The 17,905-nt window shown below is 53.2% G+C and carries 15 protein-coding genes; 7 read left to right on the top strand and 8 right to left on the bottom strand.

The genetic code is table 11. From position 1 onward, the window contains the following. Positions 1 to 139: 139 nt before the first annotated feature. A complete protein-coding gene (locus HII27_RS12250) occupies positions 140 to 1,801 on the top strand; it encodes a putative transporter (protein ID WP_185668142.1) in 1,662 nt (553 codons plus the stop codon). Here the strand turns inward: HII27_RS12250 and HII27_RS12245 are convergent. After that, complete coding sequence (locus HII27_RS12245) at positions 1,758 to 2,507, bottom strand: GntR family transcriptional regulator (protein ID WP_185668141.1); 750 nt, start codon at positions 2,505 to 2,507, stop codon at positions 1,758 to 1,760. The two genes, HII27_RS12250 and HII27_RS12245, sit on opposite strands and share 44 nt — an antisense overlap. A 298-nt stretch (positions 2,508 to 2,805) precedes the next feature. Here HII27_RS12245 and HII27_RS12240 point away from each other — a divergent pair, with 298 nt between their 5' ends. The 6 genes from HII27_RS12240 (at position 2,806) to HII27_RS12215 (ending at position 8,084) form a co-directional block, all read left to right on the top strand. Next, positions 2,806 to 4,428, top strand: a complete 1,623-nt coding sequence (locus tag HII27_RS12240; RefSeq protein ID WP_185668140.1) for an alpha-glucoside-specific PTS transporter subunit IIBC — start codon at positions 2,806 to 2,808, stop codon at positions 4,426 to 4,428. Further along, entirely contained in the window at positions 4,425 to 5,747 is a 1,323-nt protein-coding gene (locus HII27_RS12235) for a 6-phospho-alpha-glucosidase (protein WP_185668139.1), read from the top strand. The genes HII27_RS12240 and HII27_RS12235 overlap by 4 nt, the downstream gene beginning before the upstream one ends. A 158-nt stretch (positions 5,748 to 5,905) precedes the next feature. Then, positions 5,906 to 6,253, top strand: coding sequence for a YidH family protein (locus HII27_RS12230; protein ID WP_185668138.1), 348 nt, complete (start codon positions 5,906 to 5,908; stop codon positions 6,251 to 6,253). Next, the gene (locus tag HII27_RS12225) at positions 6,243 to 6,605 is read left to right on the top strand and encodes a DUF202 domain-containing protein (protein WP_185668137.1); all 363 of its coding nucleotides are present in this window, start codon (positions 6,243 to 6,245) and stop codon (positions 6,603 to 6,605) included. The genes HII27_RS12230 and HII27_RS12225 overlap by 11 nt, the downstream gene beginning before the upstream one ends. Continuing rightward, positions 6,602 to 7,162, top strand: coding sequence for a radical SAM protein (locus HII27_RS12220; protein ID WP_223883209.1), 561 nt, complete (start codon positions 6,602 to 6,604; stop codon positions 7,160 to 7,162). The genes HII27_RS12225 and HII27_RS12220 overlap by 4 nt, the downstream gene beginning before the upstream one ends. 109 nt (positions 7,163 to 7,271) lie before the next feature. Beyond that, positions 7,272 to 8,084: a helix-turn-helix domain-containing protein gene (locus tag HII27_RS12215; protein ID WP_185668136.1), complete on the top strand. Its 813-nt coding sequence runs from the start codon at positions 7,272 to 7,274 to the stop codon at positions 8,082 to 8,084. Here HII27_RS12215 and dsdA read toward each other — a convergent pair. The 7 genes from dsdA to HII27_RS12180 form a co-directional block, all read right to left on the bottom strand. Continuing rightward, a complete protein-coding gene (gene dsdA / locus HII27_RS12210) occupies positions 8,081 to 9,400 on the bottom strand; it encodes a D-serine ammonia-lyase (RefSeq protein ID WP_185668135.1) in 1,320 nt (439 codons plus the stop codon). The two genes, HII27_RS12215 and dsdA, sit on opposite strands and share 4 nt — an antisense overlap. 148 nt (positions 9,401 to 9,548) lie before the next feature. Further along, complete coding sequence (locus tag HII27_RS12205; protein ID WP_185668134.1) at positions 9,549 to 10,844, bottom strand: BNR repeat-containing protein; 1,296 nt, start codon at positions 10,842 to 10,844, stop codon at positions 9,549 to 9,551. After that, positions 10,844 to 12,115: an MFS transporter gene (locus HII27_RS12200; RefSeq protein WP_185668133.1), complete on the bottom strand. Its 1,272-nt coding sequence runs from the start codon at positions 12,113 to 12,115 to the stop codon at positions 10,844 to 10,846. Before HII27_RS12200 ends, HII27_RS12205 begins: the two co-directional genes overlap by 1 nt. A gap of 179 nt (positions 12,116 to 12,294) precedes the next feature. Then, entirely contained in the window at positions 12,295 to 12,972 is a 678-nt protein-coding gene (locus HII27_RS12195; protein WP_185668132.1) for a fimbrial biogenesis chaperone, read from the bottom strand. Positions 12,973 to 13,003: 31 nt separating this feature from the next. Beyond that, the gene (locus HII27_RS12190) at positions 13,004 to 14,623 is read right to left on the bottom strand and encodes a fimbrial protein (protein WP_223883208.1); all 1,620 of its coding nucleotides are present in this window, start codon (positions 14,621 to 14,623) and stop codon (positions 13,004 to 13,006) included. Further along, positions 14,613 to 17,135 (bottom strand): CS1-pili formation C-terminal domain-containing protein, encoded by a 2,523-nt coding sequence (locus HII27_RS12185; RefSeq protein ID WP_185668131.1) that lies wholly within the window; start codon positions 17,133 to 17,135, stop codon positions 14,613 to 14,615. The genes HII27_RS12190 and HII27_RS12185 overlap by 11 nt, the downstream gene beginning before the upstream one ends. Positions 17,136 to 17,144: 9 nt before the next feature. Then, positions 17,145 to 17,828: an EcpB family pilus assembly chaperone gene (locus HII27_RS12180; RefSeq protein ID WP_185668130.1), complete on the bottom strand. Its 684-nt coding sequence runs from the start codon at positions 17,826 to 17,828 to the stop codon at positions 17,145 to 17,147. Between the last annotated feature and the right edge of the window lie 77 nt (positions 17,829 to 17,905).

Here is a 17,905-nt window from a genome sequence, read left to right as displayed (position 1 = left end):
TGTTCTCAAATGGCGGGGCGATAAGAGGCCATAACTCCCCATTTTATCAACTCATTATTGTGCGCCGTACTACATACAATCACCTTACCCTTCGTCCATAATCCCTGATGTTAATAATGTTATTCACAGGGAAAATACGATGAGTGATATAGCATTGACGGTAAGCGTTCTGGCGTTGGTGGCGGTGGTCGGGCTGTGGATTGGCAACGTCAAAATCCGGGGGATCGGCTTTGGCATTGGCGGCGTGCTGTTCGGTGGGATTATCGTCGGCCACTTTGTCGATCAGGCGGGTATCACGCTAAGCAGCCCGATGCTGCATTTTATCCAGGAATTCGGCCTGATTCTGTTCGTCTACACCATTGGCATTCAGGTGGGGCCAGGTTTTTTTGCCTCGCTGCGCGTCTCGGGCCTGCGGCTGAATCTTTTTGCCATTCTGATTGTGGTTCTTGGCGGCCTGGTCACCACGCTACTGCATAAAATCTTCGCCATTCCGCTCCCTGTCGTGCTGGGCATTTTTTCCGGCGCGGTGACCAATACGCCCGCGCTGGGTGCCGGGCAGCAAATATTGCGCGATCTTGGTGAACCGTTTAGCGTCGTGGACCAGATGGGCATGAGCTACGCGATGGCCTATCCGTTTGGTATCTGCGGCATTTTGCTTACCATGTGGCTGGTACGCCTGTTCTTCCGCATTAACGTCGACAAAGAGGCGCAGCGCTTCGATGAGCAGACGGGTTCCAGCCATTCTCATCTTCAGACCATCAATATTCGCGTTGAGAACCCTAACCTGAACCATATGGCGATTCAGGATGTGCCGGTGATCAACAGCGATAAAATTATCTGCTCGCGCCTTAAACGGGGTGAAACATTGATGGTGCCGTCACCAACGACCATTATTGAGAGCGGTGACCTGCTGCATCTGGTCGGTGAACCAGCAGATCTGCGCAGCGCGCAGTTGGTGATTGGTAAAGAGGTTGAAACATCGCTTTCCACCCGTGGTACGGACCTGAAAGTAGAAAGGGTGGTGGTCACCAACGAGAAGGTACTCGGCAAAAAAATCCGCGATCTGCACTATAAACAGCGCTATGACGTAGTGATTTCGCGCTTAAACCGTGCGGGGGTTGAACTGGTCGCCAGCAGCAATGCCAGCCTGCAGTTTGGCGATATCCTCAACCTCGTGGGGCGTCCGGCGGCCATTGATGCCGTGGCCTCCGATCTTGGCAACGCCCAGCAGAAATTGCAGCAGGTGCAGATGCTGCCGGTGTTTATCGGTATTGGTCTCGGTGTGTTGCTCGGCTCCATCCCGCTGTTTATCCCTGGCTTCCCGGTGGCGTTAAAGCTTGGCCTGGCGGGCGGGCCGCTGATTATGGCGCTGATCCTTGGCCGTATCGGCAGCATCGGTAAGCTCTACTGGTTTATGCCGCCGAGCGCGAACCTGGCGCTGCGCGAACTGGGGATTGTGCTGTTCCTTTCTGTGGTGGGGCTTAAATCCGGCGGAGGCTTTGTAGATACGCTGGTGCACGGTGAAGGGCTCAGCTGGATTGGCTACGGCATCCTGATTACCGGCATTCCGCTGCTCACCGTGGGGATACTGGCTCGCGTGCTGGCGAAAATGAACTACCTGACCCTGTGCGGCATGCTGGCCGGTTCAATGACCGACCCTCCGGCACTGGCATTTGCCAATAACCTGCATGCGACCAGCGGCGCAGCGGCGCTCTCCTACGCGACCGTCTACCCGCTGGTGATGTTCCTACGCATTATCACGCCTCAGCTTCTGGCGGTGCTGTTCTGGGGGATGAGCTAGGGTTTTGGATGCGCCTGAGGTGGTAATCCACCTGGTATTCGCTGGCGTTACGAAACATCACTGAATAATTAAGAAACTCACCGCTGTCGCTGTAGGAAAGGGAGGTAATACGCAGCAGCGGTGTTTGCTCGGGTACGTTCATCGACTGGGCCAACTGCTTATCAGCCAGCACCGGTGCCAGGCTTTCATAGTTGCCGCTTATCGTTATGCCGCACTCTTTCTCGATGTAATCAAACTTTGACCCCTCCAGATGCACCAGCGACAGGTTACGAAAAAGCTTAACCGGCATATAGCTGTCTTCAAGCATCAGGGGCTTTCCATCAACGTAGCGTACCCTTCGGGAAAAGTAGATCCGCTCATTGATTTGAATGCGAAGCTGGCTGGCAATGGCGGGCGGAGCGGGCATCACCTCGAAAATCAGGACGTGGCTTATCACTTCTTTACCCTGCTTGCGCAATATCTCTGCCAGCCCCGTCAGGTTAGAGGTTTCGTGGTGGATGTCTTTATGAGCAACATAGGTGCCGCTGCCCTGTCGGCGAACCACCAGGCCCCATTCGACCAGCAGGTCGACCGCTTTTCGAATGGTCATCCGCGCAACGCCAAACTCCTGCGCTAACGCTTTCTCGCCAGGAATCGGGCTGCCAATGTTGAAATCGGATGAATTGAGCCGCAGCCGCAGCCTTTCAGCAATAGATTTATAGATCACTTATAGACCTCTATTCCCTATCCCAGCAGGATTATTGAACCGCCGTTTCTTATTAAAAAGTAATCAATTACAGGTGAATAATGAGAATCCTCATCACGGTACAGAATTCAGTTATATGACATGTCTATTTTTATCTTAAAAATTAGACAACATAGCGTGAATTAAAACCATGAAAGCGATCACGAATCGCACGCTCGCCGCATGTTGTCTGACGGGGCAATTCCTATTCTCGTAGCAGGCCGGAAATTAACATTAATAAGGCCACTTACCCTACGAGTTGTTAAGTGAGGATTGTTAAATGCTCAGTCAAATACAACGCTTTGGCGGCGCCATGTTTACCCCAGTTTTATTATTTCCTTTCGCGGGGATTGTGGTGGGTATCGCCATTATGTTGCGTAATCCGCTGTTTGTGGGTGAAGCGCTCACCGCACCCGATAGTTTATTTGCTCAGATTGTTCATATTATTGAAGAGGGCGGTTGGACGGTATTCAGAAACATGCCGCTCATTTTCGCCGTTGGTTTACCTATTGGCCTTGCTAAACAGGCGCAAGGGCGAGCTTGTTTGGCCGTACTGGTGAGTTTCCTGACCTGGAACTACTTCATCAATGCCATGGGCATGACCTGGGGCCACTTTTTTGGCGTCGACTTCTCCGCTGACCCCGTAGCGGGGAGTGGCCTGACGATGATTGCCGGGATTAAGACGCTGGATACCAGCATCATCGGCGCTATTGTTATTTCGGGCGTCGTGACCGCGTTGCATAACCGCTATTTTGATAAACCACTGCCGGTGTTCCTCGGTATTTTCCAGGGCTCATCGTTTGTCGTGATTGTGGCTTTCCTCGCTATGATCCCCTGTGCGTGGTTAACGCTTTTAGGCTGGCCAAAAGTCCAGATGGGCATTGAATCGCTGCAGGCATTTTTACGCAGCGCCGGTGCCTTGGGTGTCTGGGTTTATACCTTCCTTGAGCGCATTCTTATTCCAACAGGCCTTCATCATTTCGTCTATGGTCCCTTTATTTTTGGCCCGGCGGCGGTTGAAGGTGGAATTCAGGTTTATTGGGCTCAGCATCTCCAGGAATTCAGCCAAAGTACTGAATCGCTCAAAGCGCTGTTCCCGGAAGGCGGCTTCGCGCTGCACGGTAACTCAAAAGTGTTTGGTTCCGTCGGGATTGCGCTGGCGCTTTACTTCACCGCAGCGCCTGAAAACCGCATAAAAGTCGCGGGGTTGCTGATTCCTGCCACGCTGACCGCCATGCTGGTAGGGATCACGGAACCGCTCGAATTCACCTTCCTGTTTATCTCTCCACTGCTGTTCGCTATTCACGCCGTACTGGCGGCCACCATGTCGACCGTAATGTACATGTGCGGCGTGGTGGGGAACTTTGGCGGCGGTCTTCTTGACCAGTTTATCCCGCAGAACTGGATCCCGATGTTCCATAACCATGCGTCGGTGATGTTTACCCAGATAGGCATCGGCGTGTGCTTTACCGCCCTCTACTTCGTCGTCTTCCGGGCTTTAATTCTGCGCTTCAATCTGAAAACGCCGGGCCGTGAAGACAGTGAAATAAAACTCTATAGCAAAGCAGACTACCAGGCCGCACGTGGCAAAACCTCAGTGGCTGGCGCGAGTGACACGAAATTAGGCCAGGCGGCAGGCATCCTCCAGGCACTGGGCGGAGCCGCCAATATTGAAAGCATCAACAATTGTGCGACCCGATTACGTATTGCGCTAACCGATATGGCTAAAACGCAAAGTGATGACGTATTCAAAGCGCTGGGTGCGCACGGTGTGGTGCGCCGCGGAAATGGCATTCAGGTCATCGTTGGCCTACATGTACCACAGGTCCGTGACCAGCTTGAAACCCTGATGAAAGATTCTCTACAGACCGAACAAACCACCATGACGGAGGCAGTATCATGAAAAAATTCTCAGTTGTTATCGCAGGCGGCGGCAGTACTTTTACCCCAGGTATCGTCTTGATGCTGCTGGCAAATCAGGATCGTTTTCCACTGCGAGCGCTGAAATTTTACGACAACGACGGTGCGCGTCAGGAGACGATTGCAGAAGCCTGTAAGGTGATTCTTAAAGAGCAGGCGCCGGAGATTGAATTTAGCTACACCACCGATCCGCAGGCCGCTTTTACCGACGTCGATTTCGTAATGGCGCATATTCGCGTAGGGAAATACCCGATGCGCGAAAAGGATGAGAAGATCCCGCTGCGCCACGGTGTACTGGGTCAGGAAACCTGTGGGCCTGGCGGCATTGCGTACGGCATGCGCTCCATTGGCGGTGTGCTGGAGCTGGTGGATTACATGCAAAAATACTCGCCAAATGCCTGGATGCTCAACTACTCCAATCCGGCAGCGATTGTGGCGGAAGCGACCCGTCGCCTGCGTCCGGAGGCCAAAATCCTCAATATCTGCGATATGCCTATCGGCATTGAAGGACGGATGGCGCAGATTGTCGGTTTGAAAGATCGTAAACAGATGCGCGTTCGCTACTATGGGCTGAACCACTTTGGCTGGTGGACATCTATCGAAGACCTTCAGGGGAACGATTTGATGCCTAAATTACGCGAATATGTGGCGAAATATGGTTATGTGCCACCATCAAACGACCCACATACGGAAGCCAGTTGGAACGACACTTTCGCCAAAGCGAAAGATGTACAGGCGCTGGATCCGGACACCATGCCGAACACTTATCTTAAATATTATCTGTTCCCTGACTATGTTGTAGCGCACTCAAATCCGGAACGTACACGCGCCAACGAAGTGATGGATCATCGTGAAAAGAATGTGTTCAGCGCATGCCGGGCGATTATTGCCGCGGGTAAATCCTCGGCTGGCGACCTGGAAATTGACGAACATGCTTCTTATATCGTCGACCTTGCTACCGCCATTGCCTTTAACACTCAGGAGAGAATGCTGCTCATTGTGCCGAACAATGGTGCCATCCATAATTTTGATGCCGACGCGATGGTTGAAATTCCATGCCTTGTTGGCCATAACGGCCCGGAACCGCTGACGGTGGGTGATATTCCAAACTTCCAGAAAGGGATGATGAGCCAGCAGGTTGCGGTTGAAAAGCTGGTCGTCGATGCCTGGGAACATCGTTCATACCACAAACTGTGGCAGGCGATTACGTTGTCGAAAACGGTACCGAGCGCTTCCGTGGCAAAAGCGATTCTGGATGATTTGATTGAGGCCAATAAAGACTACTGGCCACCGTTAAACTAAGTACTGATTTAGCGCGTCATGCCCACAGAACGTTGTTCTGTGGGCATTTTTGTTTTCAGGTGTTGGGATGTGAGACCGCGCACACTGATGTAAAAAGCAGCGAGAGCACGTAAGCTATTGAGGTAACTTACTCACATTAGCTGGCACAAGGAGCCGTCATGAAAATTTCCCGCGTGGGAGAAGCACCAGACTATCGCTTCTCTCTGGCTAACGAACGTACGTTTCTGGCATGGATTCGTACCTCGCTGGGCTTCCTGGCGGCAGGCGTTGGGCTCGATCAGCTGGCCCCGGATTTTGCCACGCCGGTGATTCGTGAAACGCTGGCGCTGATGCTGTGCCTGTTTGCGGGAGGGCTGGCGATTTATGGCTATCTGCGCTGGCTGCGTAATGAAAAAGCGATGCGCCTGAAAGAGGATCTCCCCTACACCCGTAGTCTGCTGGTTATTAGCCTGATTCTGGCGCTGGTCGCGGCGGTGGTGATGATTCTGGTGTTCTATGGTGGATAACCGCAAGGCCCGCCGCGAGGCCGACCCAGGTCTGCAGCCGGAACGTACTTCGCTTGCCTGGTTTCGCACACTGCTTGGCTATGGCGCGCTGATGGCGCTGGCGCTAAAGCATAATTGGCATCAGGCCGGTGGGTTGTTCTGGGTGTCAATTGGCGTACTGGTTATCGTCGCTATCATCCTCTGGCAGTACACCCGTAATCGGAACGTCATGGACGTCACCCAGAGCGATTTTACTCAACCGCGTGCGGTACGTGATAAATTTTTGATCTCCCTCGCTGTGTTGTCACTCGCATTGTTGTTTGCTGTTACCCATATTCGTCAGCTTGTTATTTTCATAAAGGATTTTGCATGACAGGACGTCACATTGAAGCCGCCATCGCGTGCTGTAGTCCCAATGGCACGATGATGTCAGAGGGGACACTGCGTAGCATGGTGAGCCGCCAAAACTGCCTGCAGCCGCAGCACTGGTATCGCGAGCTTCGGCAAACGGGAACGACTTCAGTGCAATTAATTCCGCAGATAGAAAGGGATGCGTCAGGCAAACTCAGCGAGGGATCGGTGCAGCCGGAAGAGTGGGGCGCGTTCCTCTGCGCCGTTTTTGATCTCTGGGTGCGGGAAGATATCAGCACAATCCGGATTCAGCTTTTTGAATCCACGCTCGCCATCTGGCGCGGTTATTCCCCTCTGATAGCCAGCAATGCGGATAACCCATGCGGTGAGTGTTCTGTGTTGCGCTTCTGTCACGGTACCTGCCCTGAGCCCCCATTTTCTGAGGGTAAGAACGCGCTCTGCGAGGGATATCACCGCTTCTTTACCTACAGTGAACCACACATGAAAGCGATGCGCGATCTCCTTAAACAGCGACGCTCGCCGATGGAATTGATGGTGATGTTAAGTCAGGCTGAATAAGCTTTATCTGTTTGCCAGACGGGTCTGTCGGATGGCAAACAGGTCAAGGTCTCCGCTGCGTATTCTGGTATCACTATCTCTTCACTGTGATGACGCAACTGGAGTGTCTATGTCGCTCGTGCTGCCCCGGGAAACCCACTTTCACCATCCGCTGGAAAGCGTGGTGTTTCATTTCTGGCACCCGGAAAAAAATATCAGCCATGAACATACCCATGAATACTGCGAGCTGTTTCTGGTCGGGCACGGCAGCGGCATCCACGTCATTAATGAAAAGCCCTGGCTGCTGAGCAGCGGAACGCTCTGCTACCTGAACCGCCAGGATTACCATCTGTTTGAAGAGATGAAAGATTTACAGCAGGTGAACCTGCTGTATCTGGGGCGCGATAACTTTAACTTTATCAAACAGATCGATTACCTCCTGCCGCAGGAGGGCGAGAGCAACGTCTGGCAGGTGGACGTGGGCATTATGCAGCGGGTGTTTGAGCGCCTCGCCAGCCACAATGAAGCGGAATTCAGCGATAAGCTGCTGGCGGAAAGCCATAAAGAGATGATTTTTCTCGAAGTGTTGCACACCCTGAATCTGTGGCGCTACAAAACCCAGGATTTTCACTCCAGCGAAGACCGCATCAGCCAGGTGCTGATTCGCCTCAACGGCCAGTGGCAGCAGCCGCTCGACCTTGACGCGTTGTGCCACGAGTTTGGCCTTTCCCGGCGTACGCTACAGCGCGGGTTTAGCGACTACACCGGCGTGTCTCCTCAGCAGTATCTTACGCGCGTACGGCTATTGCAGTCCCACTATCAGCTACGCTTCACCAATGATTCGGTGAATGATATCGCAGTTCGTTGCGGATTTGGCGACGTTAGCTACTTTTCTCGTGCTTTTCGTCGCCAGTTTGGCGTATCACCGAATCAATGCCGCTAGCAGCCTTTCGCCAGATACTGTGCCATCTCCTCATCCGGCACCATGCCGCCGCCGGTGGCCCATACCAGGTGGGTGGCATGGTTGAGCTGTACTTCGCTTAATCCTTGCAGCTTGCGGTAGTCCGCCGATGCACAAACCCGCTGCGGCCCCGCCATTCCGGCGAGTGCCGAGGGTTCCAGCTTAATCGCTTCTTCCTGCGCCAGCCAGCCAAGCATATTGTACAAACGCTGATCGTCAACGGTGTACACGCCGTCGAGCAGGCGCTGCATTGCGCGGCCAACAAACCCAGACGCGCGCCCGACCGCCAGGCCGTCGGCGGCGGTGACGTTATCGATACCCAGTTCCTGCACCGCAATGCCGTCGTGCAGCCCGGTATAGACGCCAAGCAGCATGCACGGTGAGTGGGTCGGTTCGGCAAACAGGCAGTGAACGTGATCGCCAAAGGCTAACTTCAGCCCGAAAGCTACGCCACCGGGACCGCCGCCCACGCCGCAGGGAAGATAGACAAACAGCGGATGATTGGCGTCCACCACGCGCCCTTGCATGGCAAACTGTTCCTTCAGACGCTCACCGGCCACCGCATAGCCGAGAAACAGGGTGCGGGAGTTTTCGTCGTCGATGAAAAAGCAGTTCGCGTCTGCCTCGGCGGCTTTACGCCCCTGTTCCACCGCGACGCCGTAATCCTCCGCGTACTCCACCACGGTGACGCCGTGGCGGCGTAGCTTCGCTTTTTTCCAGGCGCGGGCATCGGCGGACATATGCACCGTGACCCTGAAACCGAGACGGGCGCTGATGATGCCGATCGAAAGACCGAGGTTTCCGGTTGAACCGACGGCAATGCTGTACTGGCTGAAGAACTGCTGGCATTCCGGGGTGAGCAGGCGACTGTAGTCGTCGGTGATGGCGATAAGACCAGCAGCAAGCGCCAGCTTTTCCGCATGGGCCAGCACTTCATAAATACCGCCACGGGCTTTGATGGAGCCAGAAATAGGCAGATGGCTATCTTTTTTCAGCAGCAGTTCGCCGAATATGGGCTGTTGATACTCCTGCGTCAGCCGCCGCTGCATCGCCGGAATAGCCACCACATCGGATTCGATAATGCCACCCTGCGCGGCGGTTTCCGGGAAAGCCTGCGCCAGATAAGGCGCAAAGCGGGCAAGGCGATCGTGTGCATCGGCAACGTCTTGCGCTGTTAGCCCAACATAGGGAAGCCCCTCGGCAAGCGAGGTGGTGGCAGGGTTAAACCAGGTGGTCTCTTTCAGCGCGATAAGATCCGCCAGCAGCGGGAATTGTGCGATTAACGTTGCAGGTTGCATTAGCCGGTCTCGTGTTGTTCTGTTGGTTCTATTGAACAGAAAACCGGTGAGGAATGACAAGCGATATGTGGCCCGATTTCCCGGCGTTACGTTGCTTGGCCGGGCTACTCATCTACAAGTAGCCCGGCCAGGCGTAGCACCGTCGGCGTTATGCTCCGATATCGACCACTTCCAGCAGCGTTGCCGCCGTTTTCTCACCGTGCGGCACATCGCGGAAAATCGGCAGCGCCTCCCAGCGTAGCCAATAGCGGTTTTGCGGGTGGTAATCGCTGTTTTGCGCGGGGATTAACTGCACTTCCGCCAGTGGCGCAATGCCCTGCCGTGGCTGACGCAGCGCCTCTGGAAGCGGCGAAACCAGCGGTCGAGAATCTATCACCGTTAGTTTCCGGTCATCAATAATCCACACCCCGCTTCCGGCCCAGACTGAGGTCCATTCCACCTCGAGTTGACCGTTGCCAATCGCGCGCGGTGCGCTGAGCGTCACGTCCGGGGGGATCGACCCGCCGCCGTTAAAGTCCCAGCGAAAATCCCATTGGCTAATCTGCGTTTTCTGCCACTGTCCGGTGCCATCCGGGCGTGCCAGCCAGGCCTGCGACAGCCCCCGGTCATCATAACGATGGTAAATCAGCACCGGGCGCGCCTGATTATCAAAGCCCACCTCCTGCACCATATTAATCAGCCCGCCGCCGATGCCCGCGTCGTCGACAATCTCGCCCTGATGCCGGGCAATGGGCAGCGCGAGCGGCGTGCCGTCTGATTTTTCCCAGCGCTGAAGGTCGCGGCTGCGCGCGTACGAGAGGTTATTGTTGGTCTCGCAGTGCGGCGTTTCGCGCCACATCCACACCATGTGCCAGTAGCCGTCCGGCCCCAGCAGCGGCTGGCGGGCGTAGCCGTTGCGCGCCCCTTCGCCGTTGAGCAGCGGCGTCTCCAGCAGGCGTGACCACTGCTGACGCTCGGCGTCGAAAATGTTGTACAGGTCATCGCCGTTACCGCTGCAGCCGTCGCGATAGCGGAACAGCAGGCGGCCCTGCACGTCTTTAAAGAACACCGGGTAGGTGGCCCGTGCTTCACGTTGGCCGGTCATCGCGGCAACGCACTCCAGAGTGGTGACGTCGAGCGGCGTGCGGCTGCGGAAGTAAATGAGCGGATCAACGTGCATATTGCCGGAAAGATGCAGGTATCCGGCACTATCTACCGCCATCGTCAGATAGTTGTGCGAATCAAACTCGGTAATATGCGAGTAGCGTTCGCGCTCCGGCAGCCAGAGCCCCTGCGGCTGAAAGGTCTGCCACGGGCCGTCGGGCAGCTCGCGCTGGCCCACGGTGATGCGGTGTTCTGCATCATACCAGGCGGCGAACTGGTGATTGTCGTGATTAATCAGACAGTAAAGCACGGTGAAATCTGCGCAGGCGTGGGCCACGGGCGCAACAACGATATCGGTCATCAGACGGTCTCCGGACGGGCAACAAAAGATTTTTTACGACGCAGGAAGAAGGCGGCCAGCACCAGCGCGCCGATCGGATGCAGCGTCGCGCCAGCGTATATCGGCATCGAGTAACCGAAGTGGTCGATGATGGTGCCGACAAAGCCGTTAAAGATAATGGAGGTCACGCCGCCCAGCGCGCTCATCACGCCGATAGCGGTAGCGATGGCCACGCGCGGCGCCAGCCCGCCCATCATGATGGTAGCCATGCTGAGCCAGGCGGTGCACATAAAGTTAATCACCGTCATGATAGCCACCGCCGCGTAGGCGTTGCTGATGGATGGCAGCAGGAACACCAGCGGTGCCAGACAGGTGACGGACCAGATAATGGTTAAGCGAGCGCGGGTGGCGTCCATGCCGCGCGCCACCAGACGGTCTGAGGCCCAGCAGACTGCCAGCACGCCAAAGACGGCAACCAGCGGCGGCAGCCACATCAGCTTGCCGACTTCAGCCAGCGTCAGGCCGATTTTTTCCTGCATAAAGCCGACCTGCCAGTACTGATAGAAAAACCAGAACGGGTCGGTGAGCAGGCGAGCAATCAGCAGCGCCCAGATAGGTTTTGAGGTCAGCACCATCTTGTAGCGTTCAACCAGCGGCACGCTGACGGCGCTCACCTGCACCGTGTCGTCGGCGGCAGGCGGCGTTTTACGGCTGGAGAGATACCACATCACCCCAACCACCACGCCCGCTACTGCCGGGATAAAGAATGCCGAGCGCCAGCCGGTAGAAATGGTCACCCAGGCCACAAACGGCGGCGCAAGGATTAGCCCCAGAGACTGGATAATATTGGTGAGCTGGAAGGCAAAGGCACGCTGCTCGGCGCGAAACCAGGTAAAGACCGCCAGCGTCAGCGCCGGCACAATCCCGGACTCCGCCAGCCCCAGCATGACGCGCCCGACGATAAGCCCGGTCATCGAGTGCGACAGGCCGGTAATCAGCGTGGCAATCGACATCAATACCATCAGGGCGCACAGCACGTAGCGGCTGCCGAAGCGGTCGACGATGCCGCCGACGAAGAAATACATGAAGGTGTAGGGGATCATAAAGGCGCTGATCAGCACCGAATAGTCGCTGTTATCCAGCCCCAATTCCTGCATCAGTGTGGTTTTGAGGATGGAAACAATTTGCCGGTCGAGCGAAAAGAAAAACAGCACGCAGCCGAGGAGCAGAAGCAGTACCCAGATGAGTAGGGTAAAACCACCGCGGCCGACCGATTTTTCAGCCTGTTGCATTGTGTTCTCCGGTTTATCGTAGGGATACGAGATAAGCCGGAGTATATCGGGGGCGTTTAACCATCGTGGTGGCAGGAGAGCGGAGTGTGATGCGCGGCAATACGCTTTGACCTGAGACGCCACAACGGCGGGTTATGTGGCGTGATAATCATGTTGCCTGAGCGCTAACCATGCGGCGATTATGGTTTGAAGCAGGCGTTTCCCAACGGGAAATATTTCTTGTTAGCGACAATAAACTTTCGATTCTTCGCATTCACCGAACCGTCCTTAAATTTTTCACCGGGCAGCATATAGAATTGCCTGGAGTGTTCATCGTCGCCGTCGCACCCTTTCTGGATGATGACCCTGAAAAAAGTATTGCCGCTGTTTTCAATAACCCCCTGATTTTCATCAACGCTGTACTTCAGGCGCATGTTGCGAGGGCGAACGATCAAAAAGGTACTCATCGACGTTACGGGTAAGACCTGCAGGTGATGGCCGGTATCGTTTTTCGGAAACATTCGAACCGGCGATTCTTTGAAAATGACCCGATAGTAACGCTCGACATCGTCTTTTGGCCCACGATAGTAAAGTTTGAAGTATTCCGTGCCGTGCGAGCTAATCGAAAATTTCAGCGGTGCCCAGAGGAGCTCAAGCTCGTTAGCGTTTACGCGGTGCTCTCCGTCTTTACCTGGCTTATCGATTTTAAAGGCCGAAACGGTGTAGAGATTCGTTCTGTCGGTATCGTTATAGATGGGCCGTGAGACGAATTCTTTATCAGACGGTATGTCATTCACCAGTGAGTCAAACCATACCGCATGGGCCGGTTGGGTACAGATAACCGCCATCAGTACCAAAATGAGAAAACGCTTAGCCATGGCTGCTCTCCTTAACATATCGTCAGCGCGGTTAATTCACGCCAATCCAGGTTGCCGTGGCCACAATTTCCCCGCTCGCGCTGACGGTGCCCATCCAGTCTTCCCCCGAAACGGTAAACTGGGACCGTGAGTCGTTCATCGGAAACAGCAGTTTTACGTTGGTGGTAAAAAAGTAGCTGTCGTCGAGATTCGCATTCCAGGCGGTTTGTACCCATTTGGCGTTGGTGATATCAATGGGGTTTTCTGTACAGCTATTACGGGCGGTTACGGTGGCGCCTGACGACGATGTGTAGCTCAAGTAGGCGGGAATCGGTACGCTGAGGCTTTCATCCGCTGAGGTAAACAGGCAATAGGGGACATCTCTGATACGTACGCTATCACCTTTTACCTGCACGTTAATGCTGTCCGCCTGGCGTGAGGCCGACGTTGTGATGGTGTATTCGAATTCAATTGGCTGATCGCTATCAATCTTTCCCTCACGCGTAGGGTGCGAGCTACCATCTGCCGAGACGATGCTGATCCCATATTCTTTAGGCACAATGGTAATGCGGTTTGACGGCGTAAACTGGTAATAACCTGATTCGCCGACCAGGTCGTTTTCGAAATTAAACGTAAATAGCGAATCTCTATTTGTCAGATCGTTGCCTTTTGCCAGCGCTTGCTTAAAAAAGCTGGTGGTAAGAAAGAGATAGATGGAATCACCGCCGGTGGTGATAATTTTATTAAAGTCGGTGTTCAGCGTGGTGTAATTATACCAGGTACTACCGTCGCCGCTGAAACGGATATCTGAGTTAGCCGTTGGCGTGAAGCCTAACATGTTAGTGTCAAGCACCATCGCCATATCCAGATAGTTAGTGACTGCCGCGCTTTGCTGGTAGGTATAAGAGACCATTTTACAGGTCACGCCGTCGACGTTATTCACTTTGGTGATTTGGCAGAGATTTGACCCTGGCGCAATGCTTGGGGTGCCGTCGCTGGCAATCCATATTTCAGCTATAGAGTTAGTGCTGTTGAGGGTAAGGTGGGCTATCTTATTCAGCGTGAAATTATATTCGTACCAGGCGACCGCGCCGGTCGTCACGTCCTTACAGCGGGTGCCATCGCTGTAATCGTAGTTCGTGGTGGTGTGGCACCAGTTAAGTTTAAAGGTTTCGCTGGAGCCAACCGAAAGTTTACGGAAATATTCGTAGGCTTCCGGGCTAAGTGAACCCAAACCATAGTCACCGTTGTAAATAGAGTTGCCTGCCTTGGTATGATAAAAACCATTATCGTCAATGATTTCACCCGCGATATACCCTGAAGATGGACAGGTATTCCCGCTGGTCATACAGCGAAGGCCCTGAAAAGGACGGGAAATCGACGAATTTTCAATCCACATATCGGTATATGTATTGGGTGAGACCCAGCCTATGTAACCCATATACCCCAGACTCACCTGAGCGGTGGAATAACGAGTCCACATATTCGCGCCGCTAAAACGTGGGTCCAGCGCGTTCGGCGTGACGAAATATTCGTTATCGACGTTGTTTTCGATAAATAAAAAGGAGTTTGACCCGGAACCGCTGTTTCCTTTTGTGGCAGCCTGTGCAGGAGAGGTGAACACCAGGCCGAACGCCATCGCCACGGCATATTTCCAGTAATTAGTAGACATCGTCTTGTTCTCCTGTACGTGAAGCCGTGAGTGCTTGCGTTGCGCATTGAATATCGCCCACCCAGACGGCACCGCGCGCTTTTTGCAGATCCAAATCCGCTTCACAAACGCCGCCACGGGCGTCAATCAGCGTAATAATGGGGTAGCGTTTATCAACATCCATGGCGAATTCGCCCTGTTTGTCGGTGCGCGTTTTACCAATGTGGTTGTGCACATCGGTGTTGGCATACGCCGTGCCGTCTGGCTTACGCATGCGGCCAAATACGGTGACGAGTTGCTTCACCTCTGGATTCAGCACGCCGACGTTACCGGGATAAAGCACAAGTTTGTTACGGCGACCGCTGACGATATCAACGCTATCTTCAGCGGCTTTATCGTTCATTAACTCCACCTGATATTCCGCATACGGCGCCAGGCCGATAAAGTTACTCTTCCCGGTCAGCGGATAATTACGGCCGTTGATCTGGGCGAGCATTTTCCCGCTTTCGCTAAAGTTGGTATTAATCACCACGCCTGAGCTTTGAATTTCTTTGCCCAGATTAAAGCTATCTTTCGTCCACGCGATGCTGCCGTGGGAGCTCAGGTTATAGTTGGTGCTGCCGCCTGATGCGCTTGAAACGGACAGGGTTCCGGCATTGTATTTCGTGTCATAGGAGACATAACCGTTACCCGAGAGATCATCTGATTGGTAACTGTCATAACCGCCTTCGCTGGATTTAAGCCGTTTGGATATCGATGCACCAACCTGGGTAATCGCGCTGTCGTCGAAGCTTTTACGTACCGTGGCATTGGCGAGTAAATTACCGCTTTCGCTGGACACGCCCGCGCTCAACCAGGAGGATAATGGCAATGAGAAATCAAGGTTGATGTATTTATCATTGACACTATTTCGGTCGTCGTAGTAATAGCGCTGAACCCCTGCACGTAACGCAACGGTTACCCAGCGATTGGTAAACAGCGTCTGGCTATAATCAACGTTGGTGTATTTATTTCCTTCGTATTTGTCATGCGTCCGGCTGACGGAAATGTTGCCTAACCAGGGTGAAAAATGACTCAGGTTAGCCGATGCCCCTAACGAGATATAATGGCTGCTTTGCATTGGCAGTCTGTCGCCAATATGGCTCGCCTGACGCGCAAGCCAGATATTCCCGAACCCGCCGGGGATTGATAAATTCAATGATGTGGTGCTTTGTCTGCTGCGGTCGGTCGCCACCAGCGTCTGTTGATTCAGCGTGAGGTTGTTATTCAGAACAACGTCGGCTTCAACTTCGGCCACGCCGTTGTTATCAAAGCCATACAGGGTGGATTTGAACGTAACGCCGGATAGCAGCGGCAGTGACGTTTCTGCGGCTACACCCGCGATCCAGGTATTCTTCTTCCCGTAATCAATATTTTGATGATTACGGTAGTCCATTCGATTGTACTCCAGCATACCGCTAAAGATTTGCCAGGCGAGATTGCCGGTTGCGCTGGATTTACGGGAGAAGGTCTTATTTATCTGGGCGGTACGGCTATTAACCACTTTACCATTGACGACAATCTGCAAATCGACGGTATAGATGCCAAACGGCAGCGTGGAGGTATCAATCTCATAACTCCCCATCGAGAAGTTTTGAATGCTCAGGAGTTTTCCGTTGCGAAGCACGTGAACTTCCCCTGCAGCGGGCAGAAATACGGTAATCGGAACCAGGGTGAGCGAGGTATTTTCAATCTGGGTGCTACTTTTGTTACCCACGCTGGCGCCGTAAATGCGACTGGAGTTAAGGGCGCTCATGCTGGCGATTGATTGTAAATTCCAGGTGTCAACCATCCCCACGGCGACGCGGTGGCCCTGGTAATCGCGTTCATACATGGCACGGTACAGCTGACTGTCGCTGTTGACGGTACCAAGCCCGTAAACCGTCCCATTCAGGTTAAAGTGGTGCTCGCGTATCGACGTGGTGTTATCAAGGGTGAAATAGTTACTGGTATTATCCCCGTTCCCATATTTGTTGTAATAGGTCCCCATCGTATAATTCAGAATATTTGACAGATGCTCTACCGTCGAAGCGCTTAAGGTATTGGTGCGTGGTATAATTGCCGCCGATAGCGCCTGCTTATTTACCATCAACTCAAGGTAAAACGATCGTGTATCCAGGGATAACGATGCGTTTTCATTGAGAACGATTTTATTATTCTCGCTAAGCGGGGCTGAATGTACCTTACCGAGTAATTCTTTTATCTGTGGCGAGAGTTCTGTTTTATTCGGCATCTCATTAAGCTCAATTTGATTAACAAGAAGGCTGCCTTTTTGTGCCACAATCACCGCGTCGGCGATTTTCTGTCGACTACGAGACAAACTATTATCTCCGTCGTAACGAATAAATACCGGGACAGTCATCCCCTGCTGCAATGCATTAGCAAATGCGGCTGGGACAACGTAGTTGTTCACTTGAAGAGATTCGGCATAGCTATTAACAGAGTAAAGTAACTCAATTAATATTAGCCCTCTTAGATATATTGATTGGCCCATGGCTTATATTTACCCTGCGTTTGCGGTAATAAGCTTTTCACCATGCCATATTCCTACGTGGGTCCTTTTACTACTAAGATCGGTATGCTTAATTTTTACGCTGACGTTCGGCATCAAATAATAGCGTTCACGACAACCTTTTCCCTGATCCTGTGATTTATCACGGCATGGGCCATAGGAGATGACGCGGAACGAGGCATTGCCGGTATTGGTGACCGTGTCGCCCTCACGTTTAAAATCAAAATGCTCTTTACGTGGAGCTACGACCAAAATAGTACCTATAATTGCCGAGGTTGTAGCCTGACCGAGTTTACTTTTTTTAGTTGATTCATATTCTGCAATCGGTTCATCGGACCATGAAAGACGGTAGTAGCGCTCTTTATCGTCAGACGGGCCATCGTAGATAAAACGGAAGTATTCTTTTGATTGCCCCGGCAGGATTAAATTTGCAGGCGTTGAAAGCAGTTCTGATTTGCTTTCCATTGGAATAATAACTCCGCCCTCCATTGGCGACGATAGACGTTCAATACGCACGTTCACAAAGCGCGCGCTATCGGTGTTATTAAATATTTCTTTTGCCAGATGCGTTTCGTCTGGCGACATAATTGATGTGACATCACCGACGCCAATCGCCAGCGCAGGGAACGATGTGAGTAGTGGAAATAAGAAGGCAAACAAACGTTTTGTTTTCATTAAAGTATCCTTACTTAAATAAGGAGGTCATCCATGCGACCTCCTTGCCTTTCGTTACCGGTTCATCGTAAGCAGGG

Origin of the sequence: Kluyvera sichuanensis (genome assembly GCF_014218705.1) — a bacterium.
GTDB classification, from domain to species: domain Bacteria; phylum Pseudomonadota; class Gammaproteobacteria; order Enterobacterales; family Enterobacteriaceae; genus Kluyvera; species Kluyvera sichuanensis.
The sequence above is the reverse complement of the archived record's forward strand: the minus strand, read 5'-3'. Positions and strand labels throughout refer to the sequence as shown.

Coding starts and splice junctions, on each gene's coding strand:
- HII27_RS12250 (WP_185668142.1), top strand. CDS start 140: ATGAGTGATATAGCATTGACGGTAAGCGTTCTGGCGTTGGTGGCGGTG.
- HII27_RS12240 (WP_185668140.1), top strand. CDS start 2,806: ATGCTCAGTCAAATACAACGCTTTGGCGGCGCCATGTTTACCCCAGTT.
- HII27_RS12235 (WP_185668139.1), top strand. CDS start 4,425: ATGAAAAAATTCTCAGTTGTTATCGCAGGCGGCGGCAGTACTTTTACC.
- HII27_RS12230 (WP_185668138.1), top strand. CDS start 5,906: ATGAAAATTTCCCGCGTGGGAGAAGCACCAGACTATCGCTTCTCTCTG.
- HII27_RS12225 (WP_185668137.1), top strand. CDS start 6,243: ATGGTGGATAACCGCAAGGCCCGCCGCGAGGCCGACCCAGGTCTGCAG.
- HII27_RS12220 (WP_223883209.1), top strand. CDS start 6,602: ATGACAGGACGTCACATTGAAGCCGCCATCGCGTGCTGTAGTCCCAAT.
- HII27_RS12215 (WP_185668136.1), top strand. CDS start 7,272: ATGTCGCTCGTGCTGCCCCGGGAAACCCACTTTCACCATCCGCTGGAA.
- dsdA (WP_185668135.1), bottom strand. CDS start 9,400: ATGCAACCTGCAACGTTAATCGCACAATTCCCGCTGCTGGCGGATCTT.
- HII27_RS12205 (WP_185668134.1), bottom strand. CDS start 10,844: ATGACCGATATCGTTGTTGCGCCCGTGGCCCACGCCTGCGCAGATTTC.
- HII27_RS12200 (WP_185668133.1), bottom strand. CDS start 12,115: ATGCAACAGGCTGAAAAATCGGTCGGCCGCGGTGGTTTTACCCTACTC.
- HII27_RS12195 (WP_185668132.1), bottom strand. CDS start 12,972: ATGGCTAAGCGTTTTCTCATTTTGGTACTGATGGCGGTTATCTGTACC.
- HII27_RS12190 (WP_223883208.1), bottom strand. CDS start 14,623: ATGTCTACTAATTACTGGAAATATGCCGTGGCGATGGCGTTCGGCCTG.
- HII27_RS12185 (WP_185668131.1), bottom strand. CDS start 17,135: ATGGGCCAATCAATATATCTAAGAGGGCTAATATTAATTGAGTTACTT.
- HII27_RS12180 (WP_185668130.1), bottom strand. CDS start 17,828: ATGAAAACAAAACGTTTGTTTGCCTTCTTATTTCCACTACTCACATCG.